This is a genomic window from Achromobacter xylosoxidans (assembly GCF_001457475.1).
In the GTDB taxonomy this organism is placed as follows: domain Bacteria; phylum Pseudomonadota; class Gammaproteobacteria; order Burkholderiales; family Burkholderiaceae_B; genus Achromobacter; species Achromobacter xylosoxidans.
The window spans coordinates 4,650,042-4,673,967 of sequence record NZ_LN831029.1; the positions used below are offsets into that span (position 1 = coordinate 4,650,042).

Consider the following 23,926-nt stretch of genomic DNA (forward strand, 5'->3'; position numbering starts at 1 on the left):
TGCTCCGGCGCAAAGATTCCCGCGCCTGGAGACGCCATGTCCGCCATGACCTTGACGGTGCTGACCGTCAACACCCACAAGGGCTACACCAGCTTCAACCGCCGCTACATGCTGTACGACCTGCGCGAAGCGCTGCGCTCGGCGGCGCCCGACCTGGTCTTCCTGCAGGAGGTGGTGGGCGAACACCAGGATATGGCCGCGCGCCATCCAGGCGACCACGGAGCGGCGGCATCGCAGTACGAATTCCTGGCCGACACGCTGTGGCGCGACTTCGCCTACGGCCGCAACGCCGTGTATCCCGCGGGCCACCATGGCAATGCCGTACTGTCGCGCTATCCGATCGCGCGCTTCGAGAACCACGACGTCAGTGTCGGCGGCCACGAGAGCCGCGGCCTGCTGCATTGCGAACTCGAGGTCCCCGGGCAGGCCGGCGCCGTCCATGCGATCTGCGTGCACCTGGGGCTGCTGGCGCGCCATCGCGAACAGCAGATCGCCAGCCTGTGCCGCCTGGTGGCGCGCGACGTGCCGGCCGGCGCATCCTTGCTGATCGCGGGCGATTTCAACGACTGGCGCCTGAAGGCGGACCACCTGCTGCGCGACTGCCGGGTGCAGGAGGTGTTCACGTCGCGCCTGGGACGGCCGGCCCGCACCTTTCCGGCCCGCTGGCCGCTGCTGCGCCTGGACCGCATCTACGTGCGCAACGTGCGCGGCTGGCGCCCCGTGCCGCTGGCCTCGCGCGTCTGGTCGCGCCTGTCCGACCATGTGCCGATCGCGGCGGAGATCTCGCTATGACGCCCCCGCCCCTGGGCTGGCGCAGCGGCAACCGCTACACGCTGCTGGAGAACGGCGAAGCCTATTTTCCCGCGGTGCGCGCCGCGGTCGACGCGGCTGCCCGCGAAGTGCTGATCGAAACCTTCATCCTGTTCGACGACGCGGTCGGCCGCGACCTGCAGCGCACCCTGATCGCCGCCGCCGGACGCGGGGTCAGCGTCGACATCCTGGCCGACGGCTACGGCTCGGATGAATTGTCCGAGGAATTCCTGGCGGCTCTGACCGGCGCGGGCGTCCGCGTGCATCTGTTCGACCCGCGCCCGCGGCTATTGGGGGTGCGGACCAACCTGTTCCGGCGCATGCATCGCAAGATCGTGGCGGTGGACGGAACCTGCGCATTCGTCGGCGGCATCAATTTTTCGGCCGACCACCTGCCGGACTACGGTCCCGAAGCCAAACAGGATTACGCGGTGCGGGTGGAAGGCCCGCTGGCCGCCGACATCGCGGACTATGCGCGCGCCGCGCTGGGCGCCAATCGACCGCGTCGCCGGCGTCGCGGCCCGCTCGAGCCCATGCCGGCGGGCGATGGCGGCGGCCGCCTGGTGGTGCGCGACAACCAGGGCCACCCCACCGATATCGAACGCTACTACCGCGCCGGCCTGCGCGCGGCGCGCCAGGACGTGCTGATCGCCAACGCCTATTTCTTCCCCGGCTACCGCCTGCTGCACGATCTGGCCAGCACCGCCCGCCGCGGCGTGCGGGTGCGCCTGCTGCTGCAAGGCGAACCCGACATGCTGGTGGCGCAGCTGGCGGCCAGCATGCTGTACGACTATCTGATCGATGCCGGCGTCGAGATCTTCGAATACTGCAAGCGGCCCCTGCACGCCAAGGTCGCCTGCGTCGACGAGGACTGGTCCACCGTGGGATCCAGCAACCTGGACCCGCTCAGCCTGGCGTTGAACCTGGAGGCCAACGTGGTGGCCCGCGACGCCGCGCTCAATGCCAGCCTGCGCGCCAGCCTGGAACGGCTCATCGCCGAGGACTGCCGGCCGGTGCGGATGCGGCCGGGCTCGCGCCGGCGCCTGCGCCGCTTCTGGGTGGGCGTGGTGGTGTTCCATTTCCTGCGCCGCTTTCCCGCCTGGGCCGGCGCGCTGCCGGCGCACAAACCGCGCTTGCGCACGCTCGACGAGTCCGGCCAGCGCGAAGGCGAGGCGTTATGAGCCTGTACCGTTCCCGCCTGATGCGCGCGGCCCGGCATCGTTGGCCGCGCATCAAGAAGGTGCTGCCCTGGGTGGTGCTGGCAGTGGCGGCGGCCCTGCTGGTGTATTTCGGCAGCTCGGTCGACTGGCCGCAGGTCTGGCAGGCCGTGCGGCGGATCCCGCGCGATACGGTCCTGCTGGCCGCCGCCCTGGTGGCGCCGGCCTACCTGGCGTACGCGGCCATGGACCTGCTGGGCCGGCGCTACACCGGCCATTCCCTGGCCTGGCCCAAAGTGCTGGGCGTGGCGATGCTGAGCTATGCGCTGAACCTGAACCTGGGCGTGCTGGTAGGCGGCCTGGGCGCGCGGCTGCGCCTGTATGCCCGGCTCGGCTGCCGCAAGTCCGTCGCCACGCGGGTGGCGTTGTTCTCGGCGGTGTCGAACTGGGTCGGCTATGGATGGGTGGCCGGCGTGTTGTTCGCCAGCGGCGCGATCGTGGTGCCGGCGGGCTGGGAAATCGGCGGCGGCATGCTGCGGCTGCTGGGGGTGGGGCTGCTGGCGATGGCCATTGCCTATGCGTGGGTCTGCGCGCGCGCCACGCGGCGCGCGGCCACGTGGATGGGAATGCGGGTGACGCTGCCGCGGGGACGCATGGCTGCCCTGCAAAGCGTGACGGCGGGGCTGTCGTGGATGCTGATGGGCGCCATCATGTATGTGCTGCTGCAGGGCAAAGTCGCCTATCCGATGGTGCTGGGCATCCTGCTGTGCACCAGCTTCGCGGCGGTGGTGACCCGGGTGCCGGGCGGCCTGGGCACCACCGAAGCGATCTTCGTGGCGGCCCTGTCCCCGCGGCTGCCGGCGGCCGAGGTGCTGGGCGCGGCGCTCGGCTATCGCGCGCTGTACGCGCTGGCGCCCCTGTGCCTGGCCCTGCTGGCCTTTGCCGCGGTCGAGATCCGCCTGGGCTGGCGCAGGCGCCACCCCCAGCCGGTGTCGGGCCAATGATTACAAAAAGGGGCACAAAAGGCGTAACGCAAGGGGTTGGCGCCAACCGGCAACGACCGGAGGCGGCGCCAGGGGCCACGGCCATGGCGCGCTCTCGCCGGCGCGGCGCCGGGCATGCCACTTGCGTAGGGACGAGTCTTGCGGACATGGCCCCGGTTCCCGAGGCCCTCCGCCGACTCCGGAGCAAGCATGGCGACAACAAGAATTCTCATCGTGGCGGCAGAAGCGTTCCCCCTGGCAAAGACCGGGGGCCTGGGCGACGCCATCACCGGCATGGCGCGCGCGCTGGCCCAGGCGCACATGCAACCGACACTATTGCTGCCCGCCTATCGCGGCGTTGCGCAACGCCTGCGGCCGGCGCGCCCGGTGGCCGACCTGGCGGGCCTGCCCGGCGGCGACGCGCGCCTGCTGGCGGGGGTCTGCCCGCAGTCGGGCCTGTCGTTCCTGCTGCTGGAAAACGACGCGCTGTACGACCGCGCCGGCCTGTACCTTGACGACAACGGCCAGGAATATGCCGACAACGCGCTGCGCTACGCGGCCCTGGCCCATGCCGCGGTGCGCATCGCCCAGGGCCTGCCCGGCCTGCCGCGCCCCGAACTGGTGCACGCGCATGACTGGCATGCGGCGTTGACGCCGCTATTGCTGCGCGCCACGGGCGTCACGGACGTGAAAAGCGTCCTGACGATCCACAACCTCGCCTTCCAGGGGCCGGCGGCGCTCGAGGATGCGCCCCTGCTGGGAGTTCCCGCGCCATTCCTGGGCGAAGACGGCGCGCAGGCCTGGGGCCGCCTGAATTTCATGAAGGCGGGAATCCGCTATGCCGACCGCGTCACCACCGTCAGCCATCGCTACGCCCGCGAGATCCTGACCCCCGAATTCGGCTGCGGACTGGACGGCGTGCTGCGCGAGCGCGCGGCCGACCTGTGCGCGATCGCCAACGGCATCGACACGCAGCTGTGGAACCCGGCGCGCGATCCGCACCTGGGACCGCTGCGCTACCACCCCGACGACCTGGCCAACAAGCGCCTGTGCAAGGCCGCCGCCCAGCGCGAATACGGCCTGCGCGAAGACCCGCAGGCCACGCTGCTGATCATGTGCAGCCGGTTGACGGGACAGAAAATGGCCGACGTGGCGGCGCTGGCGCTGCCGCGGGCGCTGGAAGCCCATCCGGCGCTGCAGGTCGCGGTGCTGGGCCAGGGGGAACGCCACCTCGAAGCCGCGCTGCGGGACCTGAGCCAGCGCTATCCCGGGCGCTGCGCGGTGCGCATTGGTTACGAGGAAGCCGGCGCCCACCGGCTGCAGGCGGCCGGCGACATCCTGCTGCACGGCAGCCGCTTCGAACCCTTCGGCCTGACCCCCCTTTACGCCATGCGGTATGGCACCTTGCCGATCGGCTCGCGGGTCGGCGGCATGGCCGACACGATCAAGGACCCGGGACCGCAGCAACCGCTGACCGCCATGGCCGGCGCCACCGGCGTGCTGTTCGACGGCAGCGCGCCCGAGGACATGGCGGCGGCGATTTCGCGCGCGCTCCATCTGCATCAACACGCCACCTTGTGGCGCGCCATGCAGCGCAACGCCATGACCGCGGATTTCAGCTGGCGCCCCGCCGTGGCGGAGTACCTGGCGCTGTTTCGCTCGCTCACGGGCGACGCGCCCGCCCCGCTGGCCGGCGGCGCGCAACCGCTGCCGGAGATCGCCACGCCGCGACTGCGGCGCGTGCGCCAGGCGTCGACGCTCGGCGCCCCCGCGCCGCTGTAGGAGCCGCGCATGGCAGCCCCCTCCTCCTCGTCCGGCAACCCGCACATGCCGCGCATCTACTACGCGCGCGCCGGCCTGCCGGCCGAGGCCGCGGCGCGTGAGCCGCTGCTGGCCGGCTTGCGCCACGAGGGTTTCACGGCGGTGCTGGTGCCGGTTCCCTGGCTCTGCCCGCCCGGCGCGCGCTCGCTGGCCCCGGTCGATGCCGACCTGGCGGCGGCGCCGGACGGGCGCACCGAACCGCTGCCGGCGAGGCTGGCGCGCGATGCCCGCAGCGCCGCGGACCATGGCTTGGCGCTGCTGCTGCGGCTCGAGTTGCAACGGGTGGCCCGCCAGGCCCATGGCGCCACCGCCCCCGCCGCCTGGTACCAGGACCCGGTCGATGACCCGGCGCGCGATCCGCGCCTGCCCTGGCGCGAGCACGACGTGCGGCAGCTGCGCGACGGCCCGCCCGCGGGTTTCATCGAGGCCTGGGCGGCGCGGCTGCTGCGCTGGACGCGCAGCGGCGTGGCCGGCTACGTGGTACAGCCGCCGCCCATGCTCGATGCGCCCGCCTGGCGGGCATTGTTCGAACCGTCGCGCCAGCTCAATGGCGACCTGCGCTGCCTGGCATGGACCCCGGGCCTGCCGCCCGCGGCGCTGGAACGCCTGCGCGGCGCGGGTTTCGACGCGGTCTTCTGCTCGCTGCCGTGGTGGGACTACCGCGCGCCGTGGCTGGCCGAGGAACTGGAGCGCCTGCATGCGGTGGCGCCCGTGATCGCCCCCACCTGTGCCCTGGAGGGAGACGAACCGGAGCCGGACGAGGACACGTCCGAGCGCCCCGCCGTCGACACCCGCCGGGGCTGGGCGGCGGCGTTCTGCGCCGCCGGCTGGCTCGCCGGAGACCTCGACCGCGCGGCCGGCGCCGCCCGCGTCAACTCCTGGCTGCGCGAGGCGCATGTCGCCGGCCCGCCGCGCATCGTCGTCGGCCGCGACGGCGGCGCCACCTTGCTGCTGCGCGCGACCGGCGACCAGGGCGCCGTGCTGCTGGCGCTCAATCCCGACGACACGGGCGCCGCGCGCGTCGACTGGGACCTGGCCGCCGGCCTGCTGCCCGCGGGCGCGATCAAGCCCCGCGACGACGCCCCGGCCGATGACACGCTGGCGCCCGCGGCCTGCGCCCGCTACGACGTGTCGGCGGCGCTGCCCGTATGCGCCGCGCCGCGCAACGCGGCCATGCTGCGCAATGACGCCGGCGCGCAAGCGCGCGTGGCCATCGAACAGGTCGCGCCCTCGGTGGACGCCGGCGCGCATGCCGTCAAATGTCGCGTGCACGAACTGGTCCGGGTGCAGGCCGACATCTTCATGGACGGGCATGACCGGCTGGCGGCCGAGCTGCGCTGGCGCGCCGACGACGAACCCGCCTGGCACAGCGTGCCGATGTCCCTGGCCACCAACGACCGCTGGGACGCCGCCTTCCGGCCAGGGCGGATCGGGCCCCACGCCTTCCAGGTCGCGGCCTGGTACGACGCCTGGGAAAGCTACCGGCACGAGCTGGAGGTCAAGCATGCCGCCGGCGCCAGCCTGCGGCTGGAGCGCGAGGAAGGCCTGCAACTGCTGCGCGAGGCCGACCAGCGCGGCGGGCAGGACGCCCCGCCCGGCGCCGGCGCCGGCCTCATCAAGCGCGCGCTCAAGCTTTGCGCGGCGCGCGATGCCCAGGCCGAACCCGATGCGGACCAGATCGAGATGCTGCTCAGCCCCGCCCTGGCCCAGGCCATGCGGACGCTGGACAGCCGCCCGTTCGAGTCGCTGTCCGCCATCTACCCGGTCTGGGTCGACCGGCCGCAGGCCGTGCACGCCGCCTGGTATGAGCTGTTTCCCCGTTCGCAGGCGGCCGAGCCCGGCCGGCATGGCACGTTCGATGACGTCATCGCGCGCCTGCCCGACATCCGCGAAATGGGCTTCGACGTGCTCTACCTGCCGCCGATCCATCCCATCGGCCAGGCCAACCGCAAAGGGCGCAACAACAGCCTGAGCGCCAGACCGGACGATGTCGGCAGCCCTTACGCCATCGGCTCGCCGGCCGGCGGCCACGACGCCATCGAACCGCGCCTGGGCACCCTGGCGGACTTCCTGCGGCTGGTCAGGGCGGCCGAGCGGCATGGCCTTGAAATGGCCCTGGACTTCGCCATCCAGTGCTCGCCCGACCATCCCTGGCTGAGCCAGCATCCCGACTGGTTCTCGTGGCGGCCCGACGGATCGCTGCGCTATGCCGAGAATCCGCCGAAGAAGTACCAGGACATCGTCAACGTGGCGTTCTACGGCCCCGCGCCCAAGCGCGCCCGCAAGCTCGGCCTGTGGCGCGCGCTGCGCGACATCGTGCTGTTCTGGGTGGGACACGGCGTGCGCATCTTCCGCGTCGACAACCCGCATACCAAGCCCTTGCCCTTCTGGCAGTGGCTGATCGCCGAAGTCCATGCGCGCCATCCGGACGTGCTGTTCCTGTCCGAAGCCTTCACCCGGCCCAAGATGATGTACCGGCTGGCCAAGGTGGGATTCACGCAGTCGTACACCTACTTCACCTGGCGCAACGACAAGGCCGAGCTCGAAGCCTACCTGCAAGAGATCTCGCATGCGCCAGCCGCGGATTTCTTCCGCCCGCACTTCTTCGTCAACACGCCGGACATCAATCCGGTCTTCCTGCAGACCAGCGGCCGTCCCGGCTTCCTGATCCGCGCGGCCTTGGCGGCGCTGGGCTCGGGCCTGTGGGGCGTCTACAGCGGCTTCGAACTGTGCGAGGCCGCGCCGGTGCCGGGCAAGGAGGAATACCTGGATTCGGAAAAATACGAGCTGCGCCAGCGCGACTGGCGCCAGCCCGGCAACATCCGCGCCGACATCGCCCGCCTGAACCAATTGCGCCAGGCCAACCCCGCCCTGCAGAGCCACCGCGGCCTGACGCTGGCGGCAAGCGGCAACGACCGCGTCATCGCCTTCGCCAAGGCCACGCCGGGCAACGGCAACGTGGTGCTGGCGGCCATCAGCCTGGATCCGTTCCATCCCCAGACGGCCCGGGTCGAGCCGCCCTACGCGCTGTTCGCGCCGCCCTGGCCGGACGGCCTGGTGGCCGAGGACCTGCTGGCCGGCCAGCGCGAAACCTGGCGCGGCGAGCACGAGGTGGCGTTGTCCCCCGACCAACCCTATCGCATCTGGCGGCTGTCGCGTCATGGCTGACGCCGCCAGGGAGCCCATGCCCATGATCAGCCAACCCCACCCCCAGGACGACGGCCTTTGGTACAAGGACGCGGTGGTCTACCAACTGCACGTGAAGTCGTTCTTCGATTCCAACGACGACGGCGTGGGCGATCTGCCCGGGCTGATTTCCAAGCTCGACTACATCGCCAACCTGGGCGTCGATACGATCTGGCTGCTGCCCTTCTACCCCTCGCCGCGACGCGACGACGGCTACGACATCGCCGACTACCGCGGCGTGCACCCGGACTACGGCACCGTCGCCGACGTGCGCAAGCTCATCCGCGCGGCCCACGCGCGCGGCCTGCGCGTCATCACCGAGCTGGTGGTCAACCATACCTCCGACCAGCATCCGTGGTTCCAGCGGGCGCGCACCTCGCGGCCCGGCTCGGCGGCGCGCAATTTCTACGTGTGGTCGGACAACGACAAGGCCTATGCCGGCACCCGCGTGATCTTCTGCGACACCGAGAAGTCCAACTGGACCTGGGACCCGGTGGCCAACGCCTACTTCTGGCACCGCTTCTACTCGCACCAGCCCGACCTGAACTACGACAATCCGCAGGTGCTCAAGGAAGTGCTGGCGGTGATGCGCCACTGGCTGGACATGGGCGTGGACGGCCTGCGGCTGGACGCCGTGCCCTACCTGGTCGAACGCGAGGGCACCAACAACGAGAACCTGCCCGAAACCCACCAGGTGCTCAAGCGCATCCGCGCCGTGATCGATAGCGAGTATCCGGGCCGCCTGCTGCTGGCCGAGGCCAACCAGTGGCCCGAGGACGCGCAGGAGTATTTCGGCAATGGCGACGAATGCCACATGTCGTTCCACTTCCCGCTGATGCCGCGCATGTACATGGCGATCGCGCAGGAAGATCGCTTTCCGATCACCGACATCATCCGCCAGACGCCCGACATCCCCGCCACCTGCCAGTGGGCCATCTTCCTGCGCAACCACGACGAACTGACACTGGAGATGGTCACCAGCCGCGAACGCGACTACCTCTGGAGCGTCTACGCGGCCGATCCGCGCGCCCGCATCAACCTGGGCATCCGCCGCCGCCTGGCGCCGCTGCTGGAACGCGACCGGCGCCGGGTCGAACTGATGAACAGCCTGCTCTTGTCGATGCCCGGCACGCCGGTGCTGTACTACGGCGACGAACTGGGCATGGGCGACAACGTGCACCTGGGCGACCGCGACGGCGTGCGCACGCCGATGCAATGGTCGCCCGACCGCAACGGCGGCTTCTCGCGCGCCGACCCCGAACGGCTGCCGCTGCCGGTGCTGATGGGGCCGCTGTATGGCTATGAGGCCGTCAACGTCGAGGCCCAGCAGCGCGACCCGCACTCGCTGCTGAACTGGACGCGCCGCATGCTGGCGCAGCGCCGCCAGACCCACGCCTTCGGCCGCGGCACGCTGCGCTTCATCCAGGCCGGCAACCGCAAGATCCTGGCCTACCTGCGGCAATGGCGCGACACCACCATCCTGTGCGTGGCCAACCTGTCCAACGCCGCCCAGCCGGTCGAACTGCCGCTGCAGGCCTTCAACGGCCGCGTGCCGGTGGAGATGCTGGGCGGCACGCCGTTTCCCGCGATCGGCGAGCTGCCCTACCTGCTGACGCTGCCGCCCTACGGCTTTTACTGGATGGACCTGAGCGCCGAGGCGGCGCCGCCCGGCTGGCACGCGAGCGCGCCGGAACGCATGCCGGAGCTGGTCACGCTGGTGTTGCGCGGCCATGCCAACGCCGTCCTCACGGATGGCTCGCGCCAGACCCTGGAAACCGAAGTGCTGCCGGAATACCTGGCGCGCCAGCGCTGGTTCCCCGGCGCCACGCCGCCCGCCCGGGCGTCGCTGGCCTACGCCACGCCCTTCGGCGCCGGCCGGGCCGAATCCTTCGGCGCCGGCACTACCGAATACTACTGGGCCGAAGCCGAGCCCGCCGACGCCGCGGTCGCGCGGCGGGTGCAGATCCCGTTCGCGCTGGTCTGGGACGAGGCCGCGCAAGTGCAGTACCCGATCGCGCGCGTGCGGCGCGGCCCTGAAGTCGGCATCCTGGCCGATGCCTTCCTGCAGCCCGGCTTCGTGCTGGGGGTGGTCGACGCCCTGCGCCACGGCCGCGAATGGGATGGCCGGCAAGGCGGCAAGCCGGGCGAGCGGCCCGGCGTGATCCGCAGCCTGCCCGAACCCGGCATGACGGGACTGGCGCTGGACGCCGAACCGGCGCTGCAATGGATCAGCGGCGAGCAGTCCAACAGTTCGGTGGTGATCGGCGGCAAGGCCATCCTGAAACTGCTGCGCAATGCCCCGCCGGGGCTGTCGGCGGAAGTCGAGATGAGCCGTCACCTGACCCGCGCGGGCTATGCCAACATCCCCGCGCTGCTGGGCGAAATACAACGCGTGGACGGCGATGGCGTGCCCTGCACGCTGGCGGTGCTGTACGCCTACATCGCCAACGAAGGCGACGCCTGGAACTGGACGCTGGACTACCTGAAGCGCACGCTCGCCACCGCGCTGCTGGGCGGCGACAGCCCCGAGGAATTCGAAGCCAGCCTGGAAGGCTATGCCACCCAGGCCGCCACCATCGGCCGGCGCCTGGCGCAATTGCACCAGGTGCTGGCGCGGCCCAGCGACGATCCGGCGTTCGCCCCGGCCATCGCGTCGCAGGAAGAGGCCGATGCCCTCGCCGCGCGCGTCGTGGGCCAGCTCGATCAGGCCGCCCAGGCGCTGCGCGCCTGTGTCGACAGCCTGGAGGAACCTTCGCGGGCCTGCGCCCAATGGCTGTTCGACCACCACGGCCGCCTGGTGGCGCGGATCGAGCGCATGGCGCAAGCCCTCGCCGGCAGCCCGCTGATCCGCGTCCATGGCGATCTGCATCTGGGCCAGGTGCTGGTGGCGCAGACCGATGCCTACCTGATCGACTTCGAGGGCGAACCCGACCAGCCGCTGTCCCTGCGCCGGCAACTGGCCTCGCCCGCCAAGGACGTGGCCGGCATGCTGCGGTCGTTCGACTACGCGGCCGCCGCCGTGGCGCGCCACGATCCGCTGGGCGGCGCCCCCACCGACGCCAACGCGGCGCCGATGGAAAACGCCGCCACCGCGAATTCGCCGGCGCAGTTGCGCGATGCGTTGCTGGCGCGCTTTCGCGCCCGCGCCACCGAGGCCTTCCTGCAGGGCTACGAGGAAGCCGGAACCGCGCCGTCGCCGGCCTGGCGCACCCTGCTGCAACTGGCCCAACTGGAAAAGGCCGCCTACGAGATCGGCTACGAGGCCGGCCACCGCCCCGACTGGATCTCCATTCCGCTGTGCGCGCTGTCCGGCCTGGCGCATGCGCTGGTGCAGAACGCGGCGATCGACGCCGAGGACCCGACGCCATGAGCCGCCGCAACCACGACCCGCGCGCCAGCGCCGCCTCCCCGCATCCCGCGCCGGCCGCCCTGGACGCGGCGCAGCGCGCCGCGCTGCTGGCCGGCGCCCATGACGACCCGTTCGCCGTGCTCGGGCCGCATGGCGGCGGTGTGCGCGCGCTGCTGCCCGGCGCGCGCTCGGTGACCGTGGTCGCCCCCGATGGCGCCCGCTTCCTGCTGGCGGACGAGGGCGATGGCCTGTTCAGCGGTCCGGCCGGGCTGGCCCGGGCCGGCGCCGGGCATTCCTACCAACTGGACATCGAATGGCCGGACGCGCGCCAGCGCGTCGCCGACGCGTACGCGTTCGGGCCTCTGCTGCCTGCCGAGGCGCTGCAGGGCCTGCGCGACGGCGACTGGCGGGCCGCGCTGGCGTGGCTCGGCGTGCGGCCCGCCAGCGTTGACGGCGTGGACGGGGTGCGCTGCGCGGTCTGGGCGCCGAACGCGCGGCGCGTGGCGCTGGTGGGCGACTTCAACAGCTGGGATCCGCGGCGCCACGGCATGCGCCTGCGCCACGAGGCCGGCGTCTGGGAACTGTTCGTGCCGGGCGTCGCGGCCGGCGCGCGCTACAAATTCGCAATCACCGACGCCACCGGCGCGGTCCGCTTCAAGGCCGACCCGCACGCCCGCCGCGCCGAACCGCCGCCGGCCACCGCCTCGATCGTGGATGCGGCCGCCCCCTATCCCTGGACCGACGACGACTGGATGCGGGCGCGCGGCGAACGCCATGCGCCCGGCGCTCCCATCGCCATCTATGAAGTCCACGCGGGCTCCTGGCTGGCACCGGACGGCGGCTGCCCGTGGCGGCAACTGGCCGACAAGCTGCCCGCCTATGCCGCCTCGATGGGTTTTTCGCACATTGAGCTGATGCCCATCATGGAACACCCGTTCGGCGGATCCTGGGGCTATCAGCCGCTGGGGTTGTTCGCGCCCAGCGCGCGCTTCGGCCCGCCGGCGGCATTCGCGCACTTCGTCGACCGCTGCCACGCGGCCGGCATCGGCGTGATCCTGGACTGGGTGCCGGCCCACTTCCCCGATGACGCGCATGGATTGGCCCGCTTTGACGGCACCGCGCTCTACGAGTACGACGACCCGCGCGAAGGCTACCACCCTGACTGGCACACATTGGTCTACAACCTGGGCCGGACCGAGGTCCGTGGCTTCATGATCGCCAGCGCGCTGCACTGGCTGCGGCGTTTCCACGTCGACGGCCTGCGGGTGGACGCGGTGGCGTCGATGCTGTACCGCGACTACAGCCGCCGTCCCGGCGAATGGATTCCGAACCGCCACGGCGGCCGCGAGAACCTGGAGGCCGTCGACTTTCTGCGCGGCCTCAACCAGGCCGTGCGCGACGAGGTGCCCGACGCCATGATGATCGCCGAGGAATCCACCGCCTGGCCCGGGGTCACCGCGCCGGTGGCGGACGGCGGCCTGGGCTTCCATTACAAGTGGAACATGGGCTGGATGCACGACACGCTGCGCTACCTCGCCGAAGACCCGGTGCACCGCAAGTACCACCACGGCGAGCTGACCTTCAGCATGGTCTATGCCTATGCCGAGCGCTACGTCCTGCCGCTCTCGCACGATGAAGTGGTGCACGGCAAGGGATCGCTGCTGAACAAGATGCCGGGCGACGTCACCGCCCGCTTCGCCAATTTGCGCGCCTACCTGGGCTACATGTGGGCCCACCCCGGCAAGAAACTGCTGTTCATGGGCGGCGAGATCGCGCAGGCCGCCGAATGGAACCATGACGCTCCGCTCGACTGGAACCTGCTGGACGATCCGGCCCGCAAGGGCATGCAACGACTGGTCGGCGACCTCAATCGCCTGTACCGCTCCCAGCCCGCGCTGCATGCCCGTGACGCCGATCCCGCCGGCTTTGCCTGGGTCGTGCTGGATGACGCCGATAACAGCGTGGTCGCCTTTCTGCGCACGGACGGCGCCGCGCAGGTGCTGGCGGTCAGCAACTTCACGCCGGTGGCGCGCGCCGCCTACCGCGTCGGCGTGCCGCTGGGCGGGCGCTGGGACGAGATCCTGAACACCGACGCCGGCAGCTACGGCGGCACCGGCGCCGGCAATCTTGGCCGGGCGCAGGCGCGCGCCGAACCGGCGCATGGCCATGCCCAGTCGCTGCTGCTGACGCTGCCGCCGCTATCCACCCTTTACTTCCTGCATCGAGACGAATGACCATGGATCCCTCTCTGTTGACCCGCATGACCGCCGGCCAGCCCTATCCGCTCGGCGCCGTCAGCGATGGCCTGGGCGTGAACTTCGCCGTTTTCTCGGCCAACGCCACGCGCATCGAAGTGTGCGTGTTCGACAGCCGCGGCCGCAAGGAACTGCGCCGCTTCGACCTGCCGGAGTGCACCGACGAGATCTGGCACGGCTACCTGCCCGACGCCCAGCCCGGGCTGGTCTACGGTTTGCGGGCCCACGGCCCGTACGACCCGCGCAACGGCCATCGCTTCAATCCGCACAAGCTGCTGCTGGACCCGTACGCGCGCCAGCTGACCGGCCCCGTGAACTGGAGCGACGCGCTGTTCGGCTACCGCCTGAACCACGCCCGCGCCGACCTGACGATGGACCGCCGCGACAGCGCGCCCGCCATGCCCAAGGCGGTGGTCGCCGAGGACCTGCCCTTCAACTGGGGCAACAGCAAGCCCCCGCGCACCGGCTGGAGCGACAGCGTCATCTACGAAGTCCACCTGCGCGGCGCCTCGATGCAGCGCGAGGACCTGCGCCAGCCGCTGCGCGGCACCAGCGCCGCGCTGGCCGACCCGCGCTTCATCGAACACCTGCAACGCCTGGGCGTCACCGCCGTCGAACTGCTGCCGGTGCACGCGTTCCTGCAGGACCGCTTCCTGCTCGAACGCGGACTGCGCAACTATTGGGGCTACAACACGCTGTCGTTCTTCGCGCCCGAACCCTCCTATCTGCAGCACGGGCCCAACGACCTGCGCCAGGCCATCCGGCGGCTGCACGCGGCCGGCCTGGAGGTCATCCTGGACGTGGTCTACAACCATACCTGCGAAGGCAACGAGCTGGGCCCCACGCTGTCCTGGCGCGGCCTGGACAATGCCAGCTACTACCGCCTGGTTCCGGGCGAGGAACGCCACTACATCAACGACACCGGCTGCGGCAATACGGTCAACCTGTCGCACCCCCGGGTGCTGCAGATGGTGACCGACTCGCTGCGCTACTGGGTGCGTTCCTACGGCGTGGACGGCTTTCGCTTCGACCTGGGCGTCACCCTGGGGCGGGAAGGCACCGGCTTCGATCCCGGCTCGGGCTTCTTCGACGCCCTGCTGCAGGACCCGGAGCTGGCGCATGCCAAGCTCATTTCCGAGCCGTGGGACATCGGCCCGGACGGCTATCAGCTGGGCAACCATCCGCCCGGCTTCGCCGAATGGAACGATCGCTACCGCGATACGGTGCGGCGCTACTGGCGCGGGGACGACGGCCAGCGCGGCGACATGGCGGCCCGGCTGACCGGTTCGCGCGACGTATTCGACCGCCGCCACCGTCGCCCCTGGGCCAGCGTCAATTTCGTGGCCTCGCACGACGGCTTCACCGTGCGCGACGTGGTCAGCTACGACGGCCGGCACAACGAGGCCAACGGCGAAAACGGCGACGACGGCCATCCCGAGAACTACAGCAGCAACTGGGGCGAGGAAGGCCCGAGCACCGATGAAGCGGTGCTGGAGCGCCGCGCCCGCGTGCAGCGCGCGCTGCTGGCGACGCTGTGCCTGTCCGATGGCACCCCGATGCTGCTGGCCGGCGACGAATTCGGCAACAGCCAGGAGGGCAACAACAACGCCTACTGCCAGGACAACCCGCTGTCCTGGCTGGACTGGACGCAGGCGCAAAGCGATGAAGGCCGCGCCTTGAGCCAGATGGTGGCGCGCGCGCTGGCGCTGCGGCGCGGCCACCCGGCGCTGCGCGCGGCCCGCTACGGCGATGCCGCGCGCGAGATATGTCCGGGCGTGGCCGCCATCGACTGGTTCAACCCCGACGGCCACCCCATCGAACCGGCATCCTGGGAGGACGCCGGCGCCAAGGCCATGGCCCTGCGGCGCGCCGCCCTGCGCGAGGACGGCAGCGCCGACGTCACGCTGCTGCTGCTCAATCCGGGCAGCGAAGCGCAGCCGTTCACCCTGCCGTCGCCGACGCTGGCCTGGATACGCGAACTGGACTCGTCCGCGCCGGCCGCGGCCGCGCCGGTCCATGGCGCCGAAGTCACGGTGCAGGCCCAAAGCCTGCTGCTGCTGGCCGCCGCGCCCGTCCCCGGACAAGCATCATGAGCGCCTGGCCCGAACCTTTCTCCTTCGGCGCCCTGCCCTTGCCCGACGGCCGCACCCGCTTTCGCCTGTGGGCGCCGACGGCCGCGCCCGGGCTGGCGCTGGTGATCGAGGGACGCGCGCCCATCGCGCTGCACCCCGACGCGCAAGGCTACGCCCAGGTGGACGTCGATTGCGGCGCCGGCACGCGCTACCGCTATCGCCTCGGCGACGGCACCCTGGTGCCGGATCCCGCCTCGCGCCTGCAGCAGGACGACGTGCACGGCGCCAGCATCGTCACCGGCGCCGACGCCTACCCCTGGCGGCATCCGGGCTGGCGCGGGCGGCCATGGGAAGAGACCGTGCTGTACGAAGTCCACGCCGGGCTGGCGGGCGGCTACGCCGGCCTGCGCCAGCGCCTGCCGGCGCTGGCCGAACTGGGCGTCACCCTGCTCGAACTGATGCCGCTGGCGGACTTCCCCGGACCCCGCAACTGGGGCTACGACGGCGTCCTGCCCTATGCGCCCGACACCGCCTACGGCTCTCCCGACGACCTGAAGGCGCTGATCGACAGCGCCCATGGCCTGGGCATGGGCGTCATGCTGGACGTGGTCTACAACCACTTCGGCCCGGATGGCAATTTCCTGGCCAGCTACGCCGCGCCATTCTTTCGCGACGATATCCAAACCCCCTGGGGCGCGGCCATCGATTTTCGCCAGGCGGCGGTGCGCCGCTATTTCGCCGAGAATGCCCTGCACTGGCTCGGCGAGTACCGTTTCGACGGCCTGCGGCTGGACGCGGTGCACGCCATCGCCGGCCATGGCTGGCTGGAGGAACTGGCGCAGCACGTGCGCGGCCAGTTGCCCGGACGCCACGTCCACCTGGTGCTGGAGAACGACGATAATCGCGCGTCGCTGCTGCAGGCGGGCTACGACGCGCAATGGAACGACGACGCGCACCATGTCCTGCATCACCTGCTGACCGGCGAGTCCCAAGGCTACTACGCCGACTATGCGGCGCAGCCATCCGAGGCGCTGGCGCGCTGCCTGGAACAGGGCTGGCTCTATCAAGGCCAGCCCAGCGCCCACCGCGGCGGCCGGCCGCGCGGCGAACCCAGCGCCCATCTGCCGCCCACGGCCTTCGTCCTGTTCCTGCAGAACCACGACCAGACCGGCAACCGCGCCCACGGCGACCGCCTGACCCGGCTGGTGCCGTCGGCCGACCGGCTGCGCGCGGCGGTGGCGCTGCAATTGCTGTCGCCCCAGATCCCGCTGATCTTCATGGGCGAGGAAATCGGCAGCGAATCGCCGTTCCTGTATTTCACCAGCCACACGGATCCGGCCCTGGCGCAAGCGGTGCGCGAGGGCCGGCGGCGCGAGTTCTCGTCCTTCGCCGAATTCAGCGGCACCGACGCCGCCACGCTGCCCGATCCCGATGATCCCGCCACCTACGCGCGCAGCCAGCCCTGGACGGCGGAACAGAACGATGACGCCAAGACCTGGCTCACCTACTATCGCGCGCTGCTGCATTTGCGCCAGCGCGCGCTGGCGCCGCGCCTGCGCGGCGCCGCCAGCCTGGGCGCGCTGGCGCTGGGCGAACGCGGCGTGCACGCGCGCTGGCGCCTGGGCGATGGCGCGGTGCTGACGCTGTACGCCAACCTGGGCGCAGCGCCCGAACCCCTGCCGCAATCGTTGGCGCCCAGCGGGGGGTTTGCCGACCTGCTGTTCGAATCATTGCCCGGCGCCTGTGCCGCGCTGGCCACGGGCAGCGTGTGCGGCGACAGCGCGGTGTACCTGCTGGAGGACGCCGCATGAGCGTCGCGCTCTCGGCGCTGGCCATGGCCGCCGGCCTGGCCGAGCATTGGACCGACGCGCGCCAGCAGCCGCGCGCGGTCGCGCCTGACACCTTGCGCGCCCTGCTGCGCGCGATGGACCTGCCCGCCGACAGCGAGGCCGATATCCGCGACAGCCACGCGCGGCTGGCCGCGGCCCGCAGCCAGGCCCGGCTGCCCGCGATGATGGTCGCGGTAGCCGGGGGCAGGCTGCGGCTGCCGCCCGCCTGCGCCGGCGCCTACGAAATCAGCGCCGCGCATGCCCGCGCCCTGGCCGGCCACACCACCACGGACGCGGCCGGCATGCCAGAACTCATCCTGCCCACGGTGCCCGGCTACTACACGCTGGCGCTGCCGGGCGGCGTCACCACCCTGGCGGTGGCGCCGGCCAGCGCGCCGCCGCCCTCCCTGTTGCTGGACGAACCCGAGCCGCGCGCATGGGGCCTGGCCGCGCAGGTCTACAGCCTGCGGCGGCAGGCCGCCGATCCCGTCCAGGCGACCCATGGCTTCGGCGACTTCGGCGCCCTGCGCGACCTGGCCATCAGCGCCGGCGCGGCAGGCGCCGACGCGCTGGCCATGAGTCCGGTGCACGCCATGTTTGCCGCCGACCCCGGCCAATACAGCCCCTACTCGCCCTCCAGCCGGCTGTTCCTGAATACGCTGTACGCCGATCCCGCCGCCGTGCTCGGCGCCGAGGCCGTGCGCGCGGCGCTTGCGCGCATGGGGCCGGCGGCGCAACAGGCGCTGCACGCGCTGGAACAACGCGACCTGATCGATTGGCCCCAGGCCGCGCGGGCGCGCCAGCGGCTATTGCGCGAGTTGCACCGCGGTTTCCAGCAGACGGCCACCGCGGACCAGCGCCAGGCGCTGCAGGCATTCTGCCGCGCCGGCGGCCAGGACCTGCGCGACCACGCGCTGTTCGAGGCGCTGCACGAGAACCTTGCGCAACTGCCCGGCGCGCCGCGCAACTGGACCGCCTGGCCCGACGGGCTGCGCGACCCGCGCTCGAACGAGACCCGCGGCTTCGCCCAGGCGCAGGCGGGTGAACTGGACTTTCATCAATTCACGCAATGGCTGGCCGCCGTCAGCCTGTCGCAGACGCAGCAGGCAGCCCGTGGCGCCGGCATGCGCATCGGCTTGATCGCGGACCTGGCGATCGGCGCCAGCCCCGCCGGCAGCCACGCCTGGAGCCACCAGGCCGACCTGATGCGGCGCGCCGGCGTGGGCGCCCCGCCCGATATTCACAACCCCTTGGGCCAGGCCTGGGGCCTGACCGCCCTGTCGCCCCAGGCGCTGCGCGAATCGGGCTACGCCGCCTTCATTGCCCTGCTGCGCGCCGGCCTGGCGCAGGCGGGCGGGCTGCGCATCGACCATATCCTGGGCATGGCGCGCCTGTGGCTGATTCCGGACGGGGCGGCGGCGGCCGACGGCGCCTATCTGCGCTATCCGCTGCGCACGCTGCTGCGCCTGACGGCGCTGGAGGCCTGGCGCCACCGGGCGCTGATGATCGGCGAGAACCTGGGCACCGTGCCCGAGGGCTTCGACGACGCGCTGCGCGAACACGGCCTGCTGGGCATGGACGTGCTGTGGTTCATGCGCGAAGCGTCCGCCGCGCCCTCGCCCGCCGCGTTCACGGCGCCGGGCGCCTGGCCCGCGCAGGCCGCGGCCATGACCACGACCCATGACCTGCCCACGCTGGCAGGCTGGTGGCGCGGCCGCGACATCGACTGGCGCGCCAGCCTGGATCTTCTGGGCCCGCAGGAAAGCGCGGCCGACCTGCGCGCCGCGCGCGCCGCCGATCGCGAAAGCTTGTGGCAGGCCGTGCGCGCGCATGCCCACCAGCCGCCCGAACCCGCGCCGGACCAGGTTCCCGCGGCTACGCTGCTGGCCTATGTGGCGGCGGCGCCGTGTCCCTTGGCCCTGGTGCCGCTGGAAGACGCCACCGGCATGGTCGACCAGCCCAATCTGCCGGGCGCCGACAGCCGCCATCCCAACTGGCGCCAGCGCCAGCCGCTGGCCGCCGCCGATTGCCTGGACGCGCCCGCCGCGCGCGAACGGCTGGCGCCGCTACGGTCCCTGCGAGGGCGCAAGCCATGAACGGCGCCAACCCGTCCGCCACGCGCGCGCCATTGCGCCCGCGCGCCACCGCCCGCCTGCAGCTGCATGCCGGCTACACCCTGGACGACGCGCGCGCCCAGGTCGCCTACCTGGCCGACCTGGGCATCAGCCACCTGTACCTGTCGCCCATCACGCGCGCGCGCGCCGGCTCCACCCACGGCTACGATGTCATCGACCATGGCCAGGTCAGCCCGGAACTGGGCGGCGAGGCCGCCCTTCGGCGCCTGGCGGACGAGGCCCGCGCCCACGGCATGGGATTGATCGCCGACATCGTGCCCAACCACATGGCCGCCGACGTCTCCAACCCCTGGTGGGCCGACGTGCTGCGCTACGGCGAACGCAGCCCGCATTCGCGCTGCTTCGACATCGACTGGCGCGCCCCCGACCCCGCCCTGCGCGGCAAGGTATTGCTGCCGGTGCTGCCCGATCCGTACGGCGAATGCCTGGATGCCGGCGCCATCGTCCTGGCGCACGACCGCGCCCAGGGTTACACCATCGTGGTGGGCGGCCAGCGCTATCCCCTGGCCGAAGCGCCCTTGCCGGTGCAAAGCCCCGCGCGCACGTGCGCCGCGCATGCGCCGGACACGATGCCCGGCCGGCGCCGCCTGCACCAGTTGCTGGAACGCCAGCATTACCGCCTGGCCTGGTGGCGCACCGCGCCCGACCAGATCAACTGGCGGCGCTTCTTCGAAATCCACGAGCTGGTTGGCGTGCGGGTCGAGGACGACGTCGTATTCGACGCCGTGCACGCCCTGCCCCTGCGCCTGTACCGCGAAGGCCTGCTCGACGGGCTGCGTATCGACCACATCGACGGCCTGGCCGCGCCGGGCGCCTACCTGCGCCGGTTGCGCGCGGCGCTGGCCCAGGCGGCGCCGGCGCGCGCGCGGGCTGGCCTGGCCACCGAACCCTATCTGGTCGTGGAAAAGATCCTGGCCGATGACGAGCGCATCGACCCGCGCTGGGCCGCCGACGGCACCACCGGCTATGACTTCATGGACCAGGTCGGCGCGCTGCTGCACGCGCCCGCCGCGCGTGAACCGCTGGCGCAATTCTGGCAGGCCCTGAGCGGCGACACCCGGACGCCGTCGGCGCAGCTGCGCGGCGCCCGCGAACTCATGCTGGCGCGCCACTTCGCCGCCGAACGGCTGGTGCTGGTACGCGCGCTGACGCGCGTGGCGCGCCTGGACCTGCGCACCCGCGACTGGGCCGCGCCGGCGATCGATCGCGCCGTGACGGCCTTGCTGGCGGCGTTTCCCGCGTACCGCAGCTACGCGGAGGACGGCGGGCGCGGCGGCGCCGACGCGAGCCATTGGCGCGCGGCGCTGGCCGCCGCCGGCAGCGCGCTGGGGGCCGCCCCCGGCAACCCCGACGACCGCCTGCTGCGCCTGCTGGACCAATGGCTGGACGGCGCGCCCGGCCAGCCCCAGGACGAGAACGCGGCCAACGCCGTGCGCAACGCGCGCGCCCGCGCCCTGCGCCACTTCCAGCAGCTGACACCGCCGCTGGCCGCCAAGGCGCTGGAAGACACGCTGTTCTATCGCTACGGTCCGCTGCTCTCGCGCAACGAGGTTGGCGCCAGTCCCGCGCGCTTCGCGCTGCAACCCGAAGCCTTTCTCGACGCCGGCGCCGCCCGGGCCGCCCGCCATCCCGACGCCATGCTGGCCACCGCCACCCACGACCACAAACGCGGCGAAGACAGCCGCTGCCGCCTGGCGGCGCTGAGCGAAATCCCGCAGGACTGGATCGCCACCGCCCGCGACTGGATCGAACGCCTGCCCGCCCGCGACGGCATGCCCACGCGCGCCGACCGCTATCTGTTGCTGCAGACGCTGGTCGGCGCCTGGCCGCTCGACCTTGCGCCCGATGATATCGCCGCCCGTCCCGACGCGGTCGGCGCCTACCTGGCGCGCGTGGCGCAGTGGCAGGTGAAGGCCCTGCGCGAGGCCAAGTTGCACACGCGCTGGACCGCGCCCGACGCCCCCTATGAAGACGCCGCCGCGCAAGCGCTCGACGCCCTGTCGACGACCACCGACGGCCAGGCGCTGTTGCGCGAGATCGCCGCCTATGCGCTGCGGCTGGCGCCCGCCGGGCTGATCAACAGCCTGGCCCAGACCCTGCTGCGCAATACCCTGCCCGGCGTGCCCGACCTGTACCAGGGCGCCGACCTGTGGGATTTCAGCCTGGTCGATCCCGACAATCGCCGGCCGGTCGACTACGCCGGGCGCGCGGCCCTGCTGGCCGCCGCGCCACGCGGCGACGCCGCCATCGACACCGGCGCCGCCGCATGGCGCAGCGGCGCGGTCAAGCAGGCGCTGATCCAGCGCGCGCTGGCCCTGCGCGCGCGCCATCCCGCGCTATTGCGCGACGGCACGCTGCAAGCCGTTGCCGCGCAGGGACCGCGCGCGCAACATGTGCTGGCCTTCCTGCGGCGCCATGAGGATCAGGCCATGCTGGTCGTCGTGCCGCGCCTGTGCGCCACGGCGATCGCCGGCTATGCGCGGGCCGACGCCGCGACGGCCAGCGCCCATTGGTCCGGCACCCGCCTGCTGCCGCCGGACGATATGCCGCGCCCGCTGCTGGAGCTGCTGTCGTCGCGGCATGCCGATACGGCCTGGGACCTGGCCGACCTGCTGCGCGATAGCCCCGTCGCGTTATGCGTGATTGCAAAGTAACCCCTATCCAAGCAACAGATGCTCGCACTTGCAACAGGACATGGCATGAATGGCAACGACGGCCCCGCCGGGCGTATGCTCGTAGGCGCAGTGCCTGGCGCGATACGCCCGAAGCAGTGCGCCCAAAAGCGATAAACCGGCAGGGGACATGCCTCTTTTCCATTCCGATGGCGGACGCGCCATGGCCCCCGCGCATCCGGAGAGGAGAAGACAGTTGGCAAACACCCCAAATACCGAACTCAAGGGCGGCCTGAAATCCCGCCACCTCACAATGATGTCCATCGCCGGCGTGATCGGCGCGGCGCTGTTCGTCGGCTCCGGCAAGCAGATCGCCCTGGCCGGCCCCGCCGTCATCCTGGCCTATGTCGGCGGCGGCATACTGGTCATCCTGGCCATGCGCATGCTGGGCGAGATGGCGGTGGCGCAGCCGGACACCGGCTCGTTCTCGACCTACGCCGATCGCGCCATCGGGCGCTGGGCGGGCTTCACCATCGGCTGGCTCTACTGGTACTTCTGGGCCCTGCTGATGGGCTGGGAGGCCTACGTCGCCGGGCAGATCCTGCACGGCTGGTTCCCGCTGGTGCCGGCCTGGGGCTATGCGCTCCTGGTGACCGTGTCGCTGCTGGTCGTCAACTTCCTGAACGTGCGCAACTACGGCGAATTCGAATTCTGGTTCGCGCTCGTCAAGGTGGTGGCCATCGTGCTGTTCCTGGTCATGGGCAGCCTGGCGCTGGCGCACCTGTGGCCGTGGGGCGACGCCAAGGGATGGAGCCACCTGACCAGCCAGGGCTTCATGCCCAACGGCCCGAAGTCCGTGGTGGTGGCCCTGCTGGGCGTGATGTTCGCCTTCATCGGCGCCGAGATCGTCACCGTGGCCGCCGCCGAATCGGCCGACCCGGGCCGCGAGATCATCAAGACCACGCGCTCGGTGGTGTGGCGCATCTGCCTGTTCTACGTGGGGTCGATCTTCATCGTGGTCTGCCTGGTGCCGTACAACGCGCCGGGCCTCACGGAGCCGACCCAGGGCACCTACAACGTCGCGCTCGACGCGCTGGGCATCCCGCACGCGCAACTTATCGTCAACTTCATCGTGCTGACCTCGGTATGCAGCTGCTTCAATTCGGCGCTGTACACCGCCTCGCGCATGCTCTATTCGCTCGCCCGGCGCGGCGACGCCCATCGCGTCATGCAGATCACCGGGCGCAAGACCGGCACGCCGTATGTGGGCGTGCTCATCTCCAGCCTGTTCGCCTTCGCCGCGGTCTGGATGATGGCCACCTCGAAGATGGACGTCTATGACGTCCTGATGCAGGCCACGGGCACCATCGCGCTGTTCGTCTACCTGGCCATCGCCTTCTCGCAGCTGCGCATGCGCCAGCGCCTGCAGGCGCGCGGCGTGCGGCTGGAATTCAGGATGTGGCTGTTTCCGTGGCTGACGTACGCGGTGATCGTCTGCATTGTCGCAGCGCTCGTCACCATGGTGATCGAAGGCACCTACCGCAACGAAGTGGTCTACACCTCGATCCTGGCCGGCGTCATCGTCGCCATGGGCATCGTCGCGCAGGTGTTCGGCATCGGTACGCGCGCCCGGGCCGAAGCGGAACTGGCGCCGGCGGGAGCCGAGTAGGCCGCCAGCCCCAAGCCCCGGCCCATTGACCGGCCCCGGCGTCGGTCA

Annotated in this window: 12 protein-coding genes; all 12 read left to right on the top strand. The window is 71.5% G+C overall.

All coding sequences use genetic code 11. The features are described from left to right. Positions 1-36: 36 nt before the first annotated feature. The 12 genes from AT699_RS20895 to AT699_RS20950 all read left to right on the top strand — a co-directional run bounded on the left by AT699_RS20895 (position 37) and on the right by AT699_RS20950 (position 23,878). Positions 37-792, top strand: coding sequence for an endonuclease/exonuclease/phosphatase family protein (locus AT699_RS20895; RefSeq protein ID WP_006384478.1), 756 nt, complete (start codon positions 37-39; stop codon positions 790-792). Continuing rightward, the gene (gene clsB / locus AT699_RS20900) at positions 789-1,991 is read left to right on the top strand and encodes a cardiolipin synthase ClsB (RefSeq protein ID WP_024069736.1); all 1,203 of its coding nucleotides are present in this window, start codon (positions 789-791) and stop codon (positions 1,989-1,991) included. The genes AT699_RS20895 and clsB overlap by 4 nt, the downstream gene beginning before the upstream one ends. Next, positions 1,988-2,971 carry a lysylphosphatidylglycerol synthase domain-containing protein gene (locus AT699_RS20905; protein ID WP_006384476.1) on the top strand — a complete coding sequence of 328 codons (984 nt, stop codon included), beginning with the start codon at positions 1,988-1,990 and terminating at the stop codon, positions 2,969-2,971. Before clsB ends, AT699_RS20905 begins: the two co-directional genes overlap by 4 nt. Before the next feature lie 189 nt (positions 2,972-3,160). After that, on the top strand, positions 3,161-4,732 hold the full coding sequence (glgA, locus tag AT699_RS20910; protein WP_024069737.1) for a glycogen synthase GlgA: 1,572 nt from the start codon (positions 3,161-3,163) through the stop codon (positions 4,730-4,732). Between the two features lie 9 nt (positions 4,733-4,741). Then, complete coding sequence (locus AT699_RS20915) at positions 4,742-7,939, top strand: alpha-1,4-glucan--maltose-1-phosphate maltosyltransferase (protein ID WP_024069738.1); 3,198 nt, start codon at positions 4,742-4,744, stop codon at positions 7,937-7,939. 22 nt (positions 7,940-7,961) lie between these two features. Continuing rightward, positions 7,962-11,327, top strand: coding sequence for a maltose alpha-D-glucosyltransferase (gene treS / locus AT699_RS20920; RefSeq protein ID WP_024069739.1), 3,366 nt, complete (start codon positions 7,962-7,964; stop codon positions 11,325-11,327). Next, positions 11,324-13,540, top strand: a complete 2,217-nt coding sequence (gene glgB / locus AT699_RS20925) for a 1,4-alpha-glucan branching protein GlgB (RefSeq protein WP_024069740.1) — start codon at positions 11,324-11,326, stop codon at positions 13,538-13,540. The genes treS and glgB overlap by 4 nt, the downstream gene beginning before the upstream one ends. Before the next feature lie 2 nt (positions 13,541-13,542). Then, positions 13,543-15,654, top strand: a complete 2,112-nt coding sequence (gene glgX / locus AT699_RS20930) for a glycogen debranching protein GlgX (RefSeq protein ID WP_053499551.1) — start codon at positions 13,543-13,545, stop codon at positions 15,652-15,654. Then, entirely contained in the window at positions 15,651-17,444 is a 1,794-nt protein-coding gene (treZ, locus tag AT699_RS20935; RefSeq protein ID WP_024069742.1) for a malto-oligosyltrehalose trehalohydrolase, read from the top strand. The genes glgX and treZ overlap by 4 nt, the downstream gene beginning before the upstream one ends. Next, positions 17,441-19,558, top strand: a complete 2,118-nt coding sequence (gene malQ, locus AT699_RS20940; RefSeq protein ID WP_024069743.1) for a 4-alpha-glucanotransferase — start codon at positions 17,441-17,443, stop codon at positions 19,556-19,558. The genes treZ and malQ overlap by 4 nt, the downstream gene beginning before the upstream one ends. Beyond that, positions 19,555-22,251 carry a malto-oligosyltrehalose synthase gene (gene treY, locus AT699_RS20945; RefSeq protein WP_024069744.1) on the top strand — a complete coding sequence of 899 codons (2,697 nt, stop codon included), beginning with the start codon at positions 19,555-19,557 and terminating at the stop codon, positions 22,249-22,251. The genes malQ and treY overlap by 4 nt, the downstream gene beginning before the upstream one ends. Before the next feature lie 181 nt (positions 22,252-22,432). After that, positions 22,433-23,878 carry an amino acid permease gene (locus tag AT699_RS20950; protein WP_049055625.1) on the top strand — a complete coding sequence of 482 codons (1,446 nt, stop codon included), beginning with the start codon at positions 22,433-22,435 and terminating at the stop codon, positions 23,876-23,878. Positions 23,879-23,926 lie beyond the last annotated feature (48 nt).

Excerpts from the sequence above, each read along its gene's own strand:
- treY (WP_024069744.1), top strand. The coding sequence starts at position 19,555 with ATGAACGGCGCCAACCCGTCCGCCACGCGCGCGCCATTGCGCCCGCGC.
- treS (WP_024069739.1), top strand. The coding sequence starts at position 7,962 with ATGATCAGCCAACCCCACCCCCAGGACGACGGCCTTTGGTACAAGGAC.
- AT699_RS20905 (WP_006384476.1), top strand. The coding sequence starts at position 1,988 with ATGAGCCTGTACCGTTCCCGCCTGATGCGCGCGGCCCGGCATCGTTGG.
- AT699_RS20915 (WP_024069738.1), top strand. The coding sequence starts at position 4,742 with ATGGCAGCCCCCTCCTCCTCGTCCGGCAACCCGCACATGCCGCGCATC.
- AT699_RS20895 (WP_006384478.1), top strand. The coding sequence starts at position 37 with ATGTCCGCCATGACCTTGACGGTGCTGACCGTCAACACCCACAAGGGC.
- glgX (WP_053499551.1), top strand. The coding sequence starts at position 13,543 with ATGGATCCCTCTCTGTTGACCCGCATGACCGCCGGCCAGCCCTATCCG.
- glgA (WP_024069737.1), top strand. The coding sequence starts at position 3,161 with ATGGCGACAACAAGAATTCTCATCGTGGCGGCAGAAGCGTTCCCCCTG.
- AT699_RS20950 (WP_049055625.1), top strand. The coding sequence starts at position 22,433 with ATGGCCCCCGCGCATCCGGAGAGGAGAAGACAGTTGGCAAACACCCCA.
- clsB (WP_024069736.1), top strand. The coding sequence starts at position 789 with ATGACGCCCCCGCCCCTGGGCTGGCGCAGCGGCAACCGCTACACGCTG.
- treZ (WP_024069742.1), top strand. The coding sequence starts at position 15,651 with ATGAGCGCCTGGCCCGAACCTTTCTCCTTCGGCGCCCTGCCCTTGCCC.
- malQ (WP_024069743.1), top strand. The coding sequence starts at position 17,441 with ATGAGCGTCGCGCTCTCGGCGCTGGCCATGGCCGCCGGCCTGGCCGAG.
- glgB (WP_024069740.1), top strand. The coding sequence starts at position 11,324 with ATGAGCCGCCGCAACCACGACCCGCGCGCCAGCGCCGCCTCCCCGCAT.